At 75.7% G+C, this 12,285-nt stretch carries 11 protein-coding genes; 5 read left to right on the forward strand and 6 right to left on the reverse strand.

Annotation, left to right across the window (positions count from 1 at the left end):
* Positions 1–28 precede the first annotated feature (28 nt).
* Together thiE and guaA are read left to right on the forward strand one after the other, a co-directional pair.
* Complete coding sequence (gene thiE, locus ABIE39_RS05540) at positions 29–742, forward strand: thiamine phosphate synthase (protein ID WP_502914833.1); 714 nt, start codon at positions 29–31, stop codon at positions 740–742.
* Positions 743–784: 42 nt separating this feature from the next.
* Positions 785–2,398, forward strand: a complete 1,614-nt coding sequence (gene guaA, locus ABIE39_RS05545; RefSeq protein WP_354050755.1) for a glutamine-hydrolyzing GMP synthase — start codon at positions 785–787, stop codon at positions 2,396–2,398.
* Between the two features lie 84 nt (positions 2,399–2,482).
* On the opposite strand, the gene ABIE39_RS05550 is transcribed toward guaA, so the two are convergent.
* The 3 genes from ABIE39_RS05550 to ABIE39_RS05560 form a co-directional block, all read right to left on the reverse strand.
* Positions 2,483–2,908 (reverse strand): DUF6228 family protein, encoded by a 426-nt coding sequence (locus tag ABIE39_RS05550; RefSeq protein ID WP_354050757.1) that lies wholly within the window; start codon positions 2,906–2,908, stop codon positions 2,483–2,485.
* 9 nt (positions 2,909–2,917) lie between these two features.
* Positions 2,918–3,830 (reverse strand): IS5 family transposase gene (locus tag ABIE39_RS05555; RefSeq protein ID WP_354050759.1). Its coding sequence is split into 2 segments (ribosomal slippage): positions 2,918–3,466 and positions 3,468–3,830, totalling 912 coding nucleotides; the frame shifts between segments, so codons are not numbered across the junction.
* 47 nt (positions 3,831–3,877) lie between these two features.
* The gene (locus tag ABIE39_RS05560) at positions 3,878–5,038 is read right to left on the reverse strand and encodes a glycosyltransferase family 4 protein (RefSeq protein WP_209827196.1); all 1,161 of its coding nucleotides are present in this window, start codon (positions 5,036–5,038) and stop codon (positions 3,878–3,880) included.
* A 225-nt stretch (positions 5,039–5,263) separates the two neighbouring features.
* On the opposite strand from ABIE39_RS05560, the gene ABIE39_RS05565 reads away from it, so the two are divergent.
* Positions 5,264–6,091, forward strand: a complete 828-nt coding sequence (locus ABIE39_RS05565) for a hypothetical protein (RefSeq protein ID WP_354050761.1) — start codon at positions 5,264–5,266, stop codon at positions 6,089–6,091.
* Positions 6,092–6,238: 147 nt separating this feature from the next.
* Here the strand turns inward: ABIE39_RS05565 and ABIE39_RS05570 are convergent, their stop codons facing one another.
* Together ABIE39_RS05570 and ABIE39_RS05575 are read right to left on the reverse strand one after the other, a co-directional pair.
* Positions 6,239–6,826, reverse strand: coding sequence for a hypothetical protein (locus ABIE39_RS05570; protein ID WP_209827198.1), 588 nt, complete (start codon positions 6,824–6,826; stop codon positions 6,239–6,241).
* A complete protein-coding gene (locus tag ABIE39_RS05575) occupies positions 6,826–8,643 on the reverse strand; it encodes a PspC domain-containing protein (protein WP_186810345.1) in 1,818 nt (605 codons plus the stop codon). The genes ABIE39_RS05570 and ABIE39_RS05575 overlap by 1 nt, the downstream gene beginning before the upstream one ends.
* Positions 8,644–8,779: 136 nt before the next feature.
* Here ABIE39_RS05575 and ABIE39_RS05580 point away from each other — a divergent pair, with 136 nt between their 5' ends.
* Both ABIE39_RS05580 and ABIE39_RS05585 read left to right on the forward strand, forming a co-directional pair.
* On the forward strand, positions 8,780–10,153 hold the full coding sequence (locus ABIE39_RS05580) for a PspC domain-containing protein (protein WP_175007887.1): 1,374 nt from the start codon (positions 8,780–8,782) through the stop codon (positions 10,151–10,153).
* The gene (locus ABIE39_RS05585) at positions 10,150–10,848 is read left to right on the forward strand and encodes a LuxR C-terminal-related transcriptional regulator (RefSeq protein ID WP_354050764.1); all 699 of its coding nucleotides are present in this window, start codon (positions 10,150–10,152) and stop codon (positions 10,846–10,848) included. The genes ABIE39_RS05580 and ABIE39_RS05585 overlap by 4 nt, the downstream gene beginning before the upstream one ends.
* 7 nt (positions 10,849–10,855) lie before the next feature.
* Here the strand turns inward: ABIE39_RS05585 and cobA are convergent, their stop codons facing one another.
* The gene (gene cobA / locus ABIE39_RS05590; protein ID WP_354050766.1) at positions 10,856–12,268 is read right to left on the reverse strand and encodes a uroporphyrinogen-III C-methyltransferase; all 1,413 of its coding nucleotides are present in this window, start codon (positions 12,266–12,268) and stop codon (positions 10,856–10,858) included.
* Positions 12,269–12,285 lie beyond the last annotated feature (17 nt).

Consider the following 12,285-nt stretch of genomic DNA (forward strand, 5'->3'; position numbering starts at 1 on the left):
CGGACGCGCCGGGGCTAGGCTCCCGCGGGTGAGCTCCGAGACCTCCACCACCTTGGCCGCCCTCGCCCCGGCGGCGGCGGACGCCGCACGCGCCCGGCTCGCCGACGCCCGCCTGTACCTCTGCACGGACGCGCGCGAGGAGCGCGGCGACCTCGAGGACTTCCTGCGGGCGGCGCTCGCGGGCGGGGTGGACGTCGTGCAGCTCCGCGACAAGACGCTCGACGTCGCGCGCGAGCTCGAGCTCCAGGAGGTCGTCGCGCGGGTCGCGACGGAGCACGGCGCGCTGTGGGCCGTGAACGACCGGGCGGACGTGGCGTCGGTCACGGGCGCCCCGGTCGTGCACATGGGTCAGGGCGACCTGCCCGTGCCGGCGGTCCGGGCGCTGCTGGGCGCGGGGCCCGTCCTCGGCCGGTCCACGCACTCGGCCGCGCAGGCGGCCGCGGCGGAGGCCGACCCGGCGGTGGACTACTTCTGCGTGGGCCCGTTGTGGGCGACCCCGACGAAGCCGGGACGCGCCGCCGTCGGCCTCGACCTGCTGCGGGACGTCGCGGCGACCCGGCCCGCGACGCCCTGGTTCGCGATCGGCGGCATCGACGCGGACCGGCTCGACGCGGTCCTCGACGCGGGCGCGACCCGGATCGTGGTGGTGCGCGCGATCACCGGGGCGAGCGACCCGGAGGCCGCCGCCCGCGCCCTGCGCGAGCGGGTCCTGGAGCGCGCCGTCGCGCGCGCCGACGCCTGAGACGCGGGACGAGCCTCGCCGCACGGCGACTATCCTGGGCGGGTGACGTCACCCGCCACCGCTCCCGACACCCCCACCACCGCCGAGGTGGCCTCGACACCGCGGCCCGTGCTCGTCGTCGACTTCGGCGCCCAGTACGCGCAGCTCATCGCGCGCCGCGTGCGCGAGGCCAACGTCTACTCCGAGATCGTGCCGCACACGTTCACGGTCGAGCAGATGCTCGCCAAGGACCCGGCCGCGATCATCCTCTCGGGCGGTCCCTCGTCCGTGTACGCGACGGGCGCCCCGTTCGTCGACCCGGCGCTGTTCGAGGCCGGCGTCCCCGTCATGGGCATCTGCTACGGCTTCCAGGCCATGGCGAAGGCGCTCGGCGGCGAGGTCGCCCAGACGGGCCTGCGCGAGTACGGCGGCACCGAGGTCGAGGTGTGCGCCGCGGGCGTGCTGCTCGACGGCACGCCGCAGAACCAGACCACGTGGATGAGCCACGGCGACGCCGTGCACCGCGCGCCCAAGGGCTTCGAGGTCCTCGCGACGTCGTCCGGCTCGCCGGTCGCCGCGTTCGAGGACCGCGAGCGCCGCCTCTACGGCGTGCAGTGGCACCCCGAGGTCAAGCACTCCGCGCACGGCCAGACGGTGCTGGAGCACTTCCTGTACGACGGCGCGGGACTCGCCCCGGACTGGACGCCCGGCAACGTCATCGCGGACCAGGTCGCGGCGATCCGCGCCCAGGTGGGCGACGCGCGCGTCATCTGCGCGCTCTCGGGCGGCGTGGACTCCGCCGTCGCCGCGGCGCTCGTGCAGCGCGCGGTGGGCGACCAGCTCACGTGCGTGCACGTCGACCACGGGCTGATGCGCGCGGGCGAGGTCGAGCAGATCGAGCGCGACTTCGTCGCGGCGACGGGCGTCAACCTCGTGATCCGCGACGAGAAGGAGCGGTTCCTCACCGCGCTCGCCGGGCACAGCGACCCGGAGACGAAGCGCAAGATCATCGGCCGCGAGTTCATCCGCGTGTTCGAGGACGCGGCGCGCCAGATCGTCGAGGACGCGGGCGAGCACGGCGCCGAGGTGAAGTTCCTCGTGCAGGGCACCCTCTACCCGGACGTCGTCGAGTCCGGCGGCGGCGAGGGCGCGGCGAACATCAAGAGCCACCACAACGTCGGCGGCCTGCCCGACGACCTGCAGTTCTCGCTCGTCGAGCCGCTGCGCACGCTGTTCAAGGACGAGGTCCGCGCGGTCGGCCGCGAGCTCGGCGTGCCCGAAGAGATCGTCGCGCGGCAGCCGTTCCCGGGCCCCGGGCTGGGTATCCGCATCGTCGGCGAGGTCACGGCGGACCGCCTCGAGACGCTGCGCGCCGCCGACGCGATCGCGCGCGAGGAGCTCACGAAGGCCGGCCTCGACCAGGAGATCTGGCAGTGCCCGGTCGTGCTGCTCGCCGACGTCCGCTCGGTCGGCGTCCAGGGCGACGGCCGCACCTACGGTCACCCGATCGTGCTGCGCCCCGTCTCGTCCGAGGACGCGATGACGGCGGACTGGACGCGCCTGCCGTACGACGTGCTGTCCGTCATCTCGACGCGCATCACCAACGAGGTCTCCGAGGTCAACCGCGTCGTGCTCGACGTGACGAGCAAGCCCCCGGGCACCATCGAGTGGGAGTGACTCCCTAGGACGTGTCTCCTAAAGGAAGGCACTGAGCGACAGTGCAGTTGACCTCTTGACCGCTGATTACGCGGACCTCGGGGATCAGGTCGAGGTGTCGAGAAGGGCGTGAAACGCATCTGCTATGCGGCGCACGTCCTCACCTGCTCCGTGGTGCGTCGTCGTCGAGAAGGTCCAAGAGTCGTCGTCGTACGGCCTGTTCGTGACCTCCCACCGGAGGTGAACATGACCGTCGTGACGCGCGACAACACGCAACTCGTCCTCAAGCGACTGCCAGGTACGTTCGCCTGTCCACCCTCGGAACTCGTCGTACAGGCCGTACAGAAACGCCGAGAGTCCGCCGCTTCCCAGGGAGAGAATGATCCGCTGCTCGACTTGCAGATGGTCTCCGACTGCCCGAACGAGCATCCCAGACACGTACGGGTCGTCGGGACCGTATGGAAACGACTGTTCGAACTCCAGCGTCAAGCCGGTCGAAGCGGGAATGCGCACCGCAGCCTGATCGAACACGCCGCCAATCTACCGGGATCGCAACCAACTGATGATCGCCGCCAGTACTGCTCCGGCCCGGTACACAGCGGCGTGCTTGTCGTAGCGGGTGGCGAGGCCGCGCCATTGCTTGAGCAGGTTGAAGGACCGCTCGACGACGTTCCTCCGCTTGTACGTCTCCCGGTCGAGCTTCGGCGGGCGACCGCCTCTTGCCCCACGCCGCTTGCGGTTGGCCTGCTGGTCGGACGGCTCAGGGACCACGGCCCTGATCCCGCGCCGACGCAGCATCGCCCGGTTCCCGCGCGAGGAGTACGCCTTGTCCCCGAGCACCGCGTCCGGCGTGGTCCGCGGCCGGCCCGCACCGAGGCGTGGGACGCTGATGTCTGCCAGCACGAGCTCAAGCGCGCGCCCGTCGTGAGACTGCCCCGGAGTCACCACCACCGCCAGCGGGCGGCCACGCCCGTCGACAGCGTGGTGAATCTTGCTCGTCAACCCGCCACGAGACCGCCCAATGCCATGACCTTCGGGTTCACTGTGGACGACGCCCTCGCGAAGCCTCTTGTGATTCGACGTCGCCCCCTGTGTCCTGCTCTGCGCGCCTCGTGTTCGTTGCGTGCTGGTGCGCGCGGTTGATCGTCGAGTCCACCGACACCGTCCAGTCGATCTCACCGGCCGCGTCAGCCTCGGCCATCAGGTGCGCCAGAATGCTGTCCCAGGTGCCGTCGTCGGAGAACCTCTTATGCCGCTTCCACACCGTCTGCCACGGCCCGAACGCCTCCCGAGGCAGGTCCCGCCAAGGAATCCCGGTCCGATACCGGTAGGCGATGCCCTCGACCACAGTGCGGTGATCACCGAACGGGCGACCGACCTTGCCCGCGTTCGACGGCAGCAACGGCTCGATCCGCTCCCACTGATCGTCCGTAAGAACCTGGAACCGACTCACGGCCTCGAGTCTGACGCCCGCACCAACTAAGAGTTGGGAGACACGCCCTAGCGGGACGGACGGGCCCGACGATCCACGGCGATCGTCGCGGCCCGTTCGTATGCCCGCTCCACGTCGGCGAGCACGCGCGGCCAGCCCGCCGACGACGGCACGTCCCGGTTGTGCGCGATGATCCGGTCGAGCAGGCCGTCCTCGGTCGCGAAACGCACGAGCGCGTCGGCGAGGCCGGGGTCGTCGTCCGCCACGAGCGCGTCCACGCCGTCGGTGAGGCGCTCCGCGACGCCCGACTGCGAGCGGGTGAGCACCGCCAGCCCGGCGGCCTGGCCCTCGAGCGCGGCGATGCCGAACGCCTCCTCGACGGCGGGCGCGGCGAACACGTCGGCACGCGCGTAGAGCCGCTGGAGGCCCGTCGCGTCGAGGCGCCCCGGGAGCGACACGACCGACCCCAGCCCGTGCTCCGCGACGAAGCGCCGCGCGTCGGGCAGCTCGGGGCCGTCCCCGGCGAGCGTCACGTGGAGCGCCCCCTCGGGGAGGCGCGCGACGGCGTCGCGCACGACCTCCAGGAGTGGCAGCACGCGCTTGCGCGGGGCGAACCGCGTCGCGGCCACGACGTGGACGGCTGCGCCCTCCATGCGGCCGGCGCGCTCGGTGCGGGGGACGCGCCACGCGTCGAGGTCGAGGCCGTTGTGCAGCACCACGACCTCGCCCCGGTCGCCGACGATGCGGCGCAGGGGAGCGGCGGTCAGCTCGCTCACGGCCGACCACAGCACGGGCCAGCGGGACCAGCGGACCACGCGGTCGAGCCCGGCGAACGCGCGCTCCGCGCCGCCCCACACGCTGTGCACGGTGAGGACCGCGGGCAGCCCCGCGCGCACGACCGTGCGCAGCGACGCCTGCGTGGAGGGTGTCAGCACGCCCATGTGCAGGTGCACGACGTCGGGCCGGTCGGCGCGCAGGACCCGCGCCACGTGGTGCGGCGCGCGCGGGTGCACGGGGTAGCCGCCCGGGACGCGCGCGGCGAGCCGGTGCACCGTGACGTCGCCGTCCCGCTCGGTCGACACGCCGTGGGCGCCGGGGCGCGCGGGCGTCGTGCAGACGACCGCGACGTCGTGACCGGCGGCCGCCTGCTGCTGCGCGAGCCGCGCGACCTGGGTCTCGATGCCGCCGAGCAGCGGCAGGTAGCAGTCGGTCAGGTGGGTGATGCGCACGGACGGCATCCTCCCATCCCGAACTCGGCGGGCCGTGCGGTCGTCGCCGCGCCTGCCCTGAGGTGCGCGCCCGCCCTGAGGTGCGCGTTCGCCGCGCGGTGGGCGTCTCCCGTCGCTACCGTGGGCCCCGTATGGGTGGTTCGACCGTCCCGTGACCGGCCCGCACCCGCGGGTCGTCTCGTGCGGGCGGCTGCAGGTGGGTCCTGACGAAGGGGAGAACGCGCCATGTCGAGCACCGTCACCGTCACACCGACGAAGGGGGCACGGGGCATCGGCCTCGTGTCGATCATCGCGGGCATCATCCTTCTCCTCGCGGGCATCGGCACATGGATCGTCGTGTCGAACCAGCTCTCCGCCGAGGAGATCACCGTCTCGGACGACGCGTCGTTCCTCGCGGGGCGCCACGTCAACGGGCCGCTCACCGCGTACGCGCAGGCCGAGGTCATCAACAAGCACGCGCTCGAGGCGAGCGACGGCAAGACCTACGCCGAGCTCGACCAGGACGACCCGACGCGCCAGACCGTCATGACGGCCTCGTTCCTGCGCGCGTCGCTGTTCACGTCCGTCGTGGCGTTCGGGGTGTGCGCCCTCGTCATCGGGCTGGGCATCCTGTTCATCCTCGTCGGCATCGCGCTGCGTCGGCTCGCGGGCGGGCCGAGCGTCGCCGTCGAGACCCCGGGCGGCTACTCGTCGTCGGGCGACCTGTCGGACGCCGGGCGGCACGCCGCGCCCGCGCACGCGTCCCCGGGGCACGTCGAGCCGTCGCCGACGGCGCCTCCCGTGCGTCCCGAGCCGACGTCCCCGGGCCGCCCGTCCGCGCTCTCGACCCCCGGGGCAGAGGGCCGCGCGGCCGCACCCGGCACGACCGCGACGCCCGTCGAGCCGACCGGTGCCGCGGGGACGGGCACGCCGAGCGCGCCGGGCTCCTCGCCCGCGGCCTCGCCCGACACCCCGATGACGACCACCGGGCCGACCGCGCCCGAGCACCGGGCCGACGGCCCGACGCACCGGGCCGACGACCCGACGCGGCGGGGCGACGAGCCGACTCCCTGACCGTCCCGGCAGCCCGTCCGGGCGCCGAGGACCCGCTCCCACCGGGTCGCACCGGGGAGAGCGTGCGGGGCGGCGTCGCTCGGGCACACCGAGGGCCGTGGCACGTCGTGCCACGGCCCTCGGCGTGCCCGGAGGTCCCGGTACGGATCAGCCCCGACGGCGTCGCGCGCCGGAGACGATCGACCCGACGACGAGCGTGACGCCCGCCGCGGCGAGCACGACGATCGTCGCGAGCCCGAGGTCGACGCGGGCGCCGAGCGCGGCAGCCAGCACCACGACGGCGAAGGCGACGATGACGAAGCCCCACACGATCGTGGCGACACGCGGGCCGCGCCGCGGGAGCGGGCCGGGGTCCGCGGTCCCGCCGGGACCGGTCTGCTCGGCCGCGGACGACGGGTCGGCGCTCGACGTCGTCGGGCCGGCGCCGGAGGACGACGCACCGACGGACGACGCACCGACGGACGGCGCGTCGACAGACGGTCTGTCGACCGACAGCGGGTCGACCGACAGCGGGCCGACCGACGGCGCGGTGGGAAGCGGCGTGGTGGCTCCGACGTCGGCGAGCGGCGTCGCGGCCGGGAGCGGGGTCGTCGCACGGCTGTCGGCCGCGGACGACACGGCCGGGAGCGGGACCGTCGGGTCCGCCGCGGACGCCGGGTGCTCCGTGCGGGCGGGGTCGAACAGCTCGTCCCCGAGCGGCCGCGTCTCGTCGTCGCGGTGGTTCTCGTCGTTCATCAGTCCTCCTCGATCGTGACCTGGCCGGCGCCGACCTCGACCTGCAGCACGAGCAGCGGGTCGTCGCCCGCCTGGACCTCGTCGTTGTCGAACGTCACCGGCTGCGTGCTGACCCCGCCGATCTCCTGCCGGTCGCCGTCGACGTGCCAGCGCGCGTTGCCCGCGAGCACCTGCACCTCGGCGCGGACGGGGACACCGTCCGGCACGACGACCGTCGCGTCGCCCGCGCCGAGCCGGACGGGGACCTCGACGGGCGAGCCGGCGGTCGCGTCGGACAGGTCCAGGTCGGACAGGTCGATGCGCGGGTCGCCGAACGAGACGCCGAACCCCTGCGCGGCGACGTCGGGGTCGGTGATGCGGTGCGTGCCGTCGGTGACGGTGCGCACGGAGTCGTCGACGAACACGGTGAACGGGGTCGTGCGCCACGCCGAGGCGGGGAGCGCGACGACGAGCAGGACCACCGCGAGCCAGCCGAGGCCGCCGCTCGTCCGCCCGCGCAGGCCGCTCACGACGATCGCGAGCCCGGCGAGGATCCCGCTGAGGCCGGCCCACGTGAGGAAGACGGGCCAGGGCAGCTCGCCCTGACGGTCGATCACGAGGAGCAGCGCCCCGAGCAGGAGGCTCAGCCCGACGACGACGCCGGTCGTCGTGGCACCCGGGCCGCGCGGGCGCGGGGGCTTGGGCGGGCGCGGGGCGCGCGGGGGCTGCGGCGGGCGTGGCGGCTGCGGTCCGCGGCCCTGGGCGGCGGCCCCGTGGTGCCCGAGCGGCGACGTGACGCCCGGCGTGTACGGGGCCCCCGGCGTGTACGGAGCACCCTGCATGGACGGAGCGCCCTGCACGGACGGAGCACCGTGCGCAGACGGGGGGAGGGGGGCGGTCGTGCCGTGGGCGGCGGCCGCGTACGGGCTCGCCTCCGCCGACCAGACCGCGTCGTCCTGCGTCCCGGACGTCGCGCCGCCCGCGGGCGTCCCGCCGGGGGCGCCGGACGTCGTCGGGCCGCCCGGGAACGCCGGGCCGGGGCTGCCCCACGGGGCGTCCGAGGGTGCACCGCCGTCGGGGGCGCCGGGGGACGCCGTCGGGCCGTGGCCCGGGGCGTGCGGGCCCTGCGCCGGACCGGCGCCGCCCGGACCGTAGCCCGGGCCGCCCTGCCACGGCGGCGCCTGCGGCGGCGTGCCCTGCCCGCCGCGGGGGGCGCGCTGCGTGAGCGCCGAGACCGCGACGACCGCCACGGTGACGAAGGCCGCGACCCAGAACAGGCCGGTCAGCCAGCCCAGGTGGAGCGCGTCCCACCACGACCACCAGCCGCCGCCCCACGAGAACCCGACCACGACGAACGCCGCCGCGCCGAGCAGCGCGACGTCGACGTTGCCGCGGAAGGCCTCCTGGAGGTGGATGCGACCGTCGCGGCGCTCGGGCAGCAGGGCCCACGCCGCGCCGTACAGGACGAGCCCGGCGCCGGAGAGGAAGAACGTCACGAACAGCAGGCCGCGCACGACGAGCGGGTCGATCCCGAAGCGCTCCGCGACACCGGACGCGACGCCGCCGATCCAGCGGTCGTCCGACCGGTAGATGCCGACGCGGCGGACCGCGTCGAAGAAGCCGTCGGTGCCGCTCGGCCGCCGGGGTGCCTCGCCGGGCGCGGCGCCCGCGGGTGCGCCCGGGGGCGGGCCGGCGGGGCCGGCCCAGCCCGGTCCGGCGCCGTGGTCGGGGCCGCTCGGTCCCGGGGGGACCGTTCCCGGCTGCGCGCCGGGTGTCTCGGTGTCGCCGCCGGAGCTCCCGGGCTGGGCGCCGGGTCCGGGGAGGTCGGGAGTGCTCATGACCACCATGCTGGTGCGCGGGGCGCACGGCCGGTATCGGGTGCCACCCTGACCCGACCCTGAACCGTCCGGCACGCGACCCTGGTTTCCCCGCCCGGGGACGCTCGGGGCGCCCGCGCCGTGTGACGATCGGGGGGTGACGACAGCAGCCCGGCCCGGTGCCCGACCGCGCGACCTGCCGCTGCGCCGTCCCGAGCGCGGCCGGTGGGTCGGTGGCGTGTGCGCGGGCCTCGCGGCGCACCTCGGCGTCGGCGTGGGGGTCGTGCGCCTCGTCATGGCGCTCCTCGCGCTCGCAGGCGGCGCGGGCGTCGCGCTGTACGTGTTCTGGTGGCTCACCGTGCCGCCGGGCGACCCGCTGGCCGCGCGCGACGAGCAGCGCCCCGCCTCGCTGTCGCGGCTCGCGCCGCGCCTCCAGGGGAGCGTGCGGCGCCTGCCCGTGCGCGACGTCGCGATCGGCGTCGTCCTGCTGGGCGGCGCCGCGCTGCTCGTGGCGCTGCGCACGGGCGTCGACGTCGAGGTCTCCTGGGTCATCCCGGTCCTCATCGCGCTCGCGGGCGCGGCGCTCGCGTGGAGCCAGCTCGACGCCGTCGAGCGGGGCCGGCTGCTCACCCGGGCGGGCGGGCGCACGCCCGCCGGGGTCCTGCGCATCGCGGGCGGCGTCGTGCTCGTGCTCGTCGGCATCGTGCTGCTCGTCGGCCAGGACGCGCGGCCCACCCAGGTCGTCCGGGCCGCCGTGGCCGCGGTCGCGGTGCTCGCGGGCGTCGCGATCGTCCTCGCCCCGTGGTGGCTGCGGCTGATGCGCGAGCTCGGCGACGAGCGGGCCGCCCGGGCGCGCGAGGCCGAGCGGGCCGACATCGCCGCGCACCTGCACGACTCCGTGCTCCAGACGCTCGCGCTCATCCGCGCCCGCTCCTCCGACGCCGACACGGTCGCGCGCCTCGCCCGCGCCCAGGAGCGCGAGCTGCGCGAGTGGCTGTACGACGACCGCCCGTCGCCGGGCACGTCGCTCGCCGCGGAGCTGCGCGGGCTCGTCGCTGAGGTCGAGGACGGGCGCGTGGGCCGGCGCGCGGAACCCATCGGCGCGGCGCCCGGCACGCCCGATCCCGGGCCGGTCGTCGTGGACGTCGTCGTCGTGGGGGACTGCACCCCGACGCAGGAGACGGCGGCGCTGCTCCAGGCGACGCGCGAGGCCCTCGTCAACGCCGTCGCGCACGGCGGGCCGCCGTACTCCGTCTACCTCGAGGTGAGCGACGCCGCGGTCGAGGTGTTCGTCCGTGACCGGGGCGAGGGCTTCGACATGGACGACGTCGCCCCCGACCGGTTCGGGGTGCGCGAGTCGATCCTCGGGCGCGTGCAGCGCCGCGGGGGCAAGGCCGAGATCATCAGCCGTCCGGGGTGGGGCACCGAGGTACGGTTGCGCGTGCCGCAGGCCGTGCCGCAAGCCGCGCCGAAGGAGGCGCCGACGGACCCCGGCCCGGCGAGCACCGCACCGAGCGAGGAGACCCCGTGACGACCATCCCCAGCGCGACGCCGGACGGCGCGCCCGCCACCGGGCCCGTCCCCGTGGTGCTCGTGGACGACCACCACATGTTCCGAGCCGGGGTGCGCGCGAGCCTCGACCCGGGGCTCGTCGCGGTCGTGGGCGAGGCGGACGACGTGGAGTCGGCGGTCGCGCGCGTCCACGAGCTGCGGCCGCCGGTCGTGCTCCTCGACGTGCACCTGCCCGGCGGGAACGGCGGCGGGGGTGCGGAGGTCATCCAGCGCTGCGCGGACCTGCTCGGCGACGTGCGGTTCCTCGCGCTGTCCGTGTCCGACGCCGCGGAGGACGTCGTCGCGGTCATCCGCGCCGGGGCGCGGGGCTACGTGACCAAGGCGATCTCGGGCCCGGACCTGTCGGCCGCCGTCGGGCAGGTCGCGGGCGGCGACGCCGTGTTCTCCCCGCGGCTCGCGGGCTTCGTGCTCGACGCGTTCGGCACGGGTGCGGCGGACGTCGCCGTGCACGACGACGAGCTCGACCGCCTCTCCGCGCGTGAGCAGGAGGTCATGCGCCTCATCGCGCGGGGGTACACGTACCGCGAGGTCGCGTCGGAGCTGTTCATCTCGATCAAGACCGTCGAGACCCACGTCTCCGCGGTCCTGCGCAAGCTCCAGCTCTCGTCCCGTCACGAGCTCACCCGCTGGGCGGCCCAGCGCCGCCTCCTCTGAGCTCCGCTCAGCGCGGGGCGGGCGGGGTACGGGGCGGCCAGGCAGCGGAGAGGGTGACCACGTCGCCGACGACGGTCACGGCCGGGGGGCGGACGTCGGCCTCGCGGGCCCGCTCGGCGATGGTCGCGAGCGTCCCGACCGTGGTCCGCTGGCGCGGGCCGTAGCCGTCCTCGACGACGGCGACCGGCGTCTCGGGCGACCGGCCCTGCGCGACGAGCGCCGCGGCGGTCTCCCCGAGGCGCGAGACGCCCATGAGCAGGACGACGGTGTGGTCGCTCGCGGCGGGGACCTTCCCGACGTCCTCGTGCCCCGTGAGCACGGTGAACCCGCGCGACAGGCCACGGTGCGTCACGGGGATGCCCGCCGCGGCGGGCACGGACACGGCGCTGGTCACGCCCGGGACGACCTCCACCGGGATGCCGTGCGCGCGGCACGCGTCGAGCTCCTCCCCGCCGCGCCCGAAGACGTACGGGTCGCCGCCCTTGAGCCGGACGACCCGGCGGCCCACGAGGGCGTGGTGCACGAGGATCCGGTTGATCTCGTCCTGCGGCACGGGGTGGTTGCCCGACGTCTTGCCGACGTCCACGACCACGACGTCGTCGCCGAGCTCGGCGAGCAGCGCGCGCGGCGCGAGCCGGTCGACCACGACGACGTCGGCCTCCGCGAGCACCCGGCGTCCGCGCACGGAGATCAGGCCCGCGTCACCCGGGCCTCCGCCGACGAGCGCCACGGAGCCCACGGGACGCACGAGCGGCGCGGTGACGGCCCCCGCGGGGAAGGCCTCGGACCCGGACCCCGCCTGCGCGGCGGGAGCCGCCGGGCCGGCGTCGGGAGGGGCCGGACGCACCGGTCGCAGCGGGAGCTCGCCCGTCTCGAGGAGCGCCGCGACGGCGTCGCGCACGCGTACGGCGCGCCGGGGGTCCCGGCCCGCGTTGACGGCCACCGTGACCTCGGCCTCAGCGGTGCCGGGTGCGCCCGGCACGAGCGTGCGCGCGACGGCCGGGACCCACGCGGTCGCGCGCTCGGCGTCGCCGGCGGTGACGCAGAAGACGCGGTCCGCCTCGGCGTCGGCCGCGACCTCGGCGTCGACGCGGGCGTCGCCCGTCGCGGTGTGGACGAGCCACGCGCCGTCGAGGTCGCCCGTGAGGTAGTCGCGCCGCACCCAGGCGAGCCGGCCGTCCCGTGCCGGGCCGGCCGCGGGGCCGTGCGCGGCCGCGTGACCCGTGGTCCCCGGGCCGTGCGCCGCGAGGAGCTCGGCGAGGTCCTCGCACGCGAACGGCGAGACGACGGTCACGACCGCGCCCGCGTCGAGGAGGCCCCGCGTGCGGCGTGCGGCGACGGGGCCGCCGCCGACGACGACGACGCTGCGGCCGTCGAGACGCAGGCCGAGGGGGTACGTCTCGTGGGTGGGTGCGGTCACGGTGCCAGCCTAGGTGT

It is taken from the genome of Cellulosimicrobium sp. 4261 (assembly GCF_040546915.1).
In the GTDB taxonomy this organism is placed as follows: Bacteria; Actinomycetota; Actinomycetes; order Actinomycetales; family Cellulomonadaceae; genus Cellulosimicrobium; species Cellulosimicrobium cinnabarinum.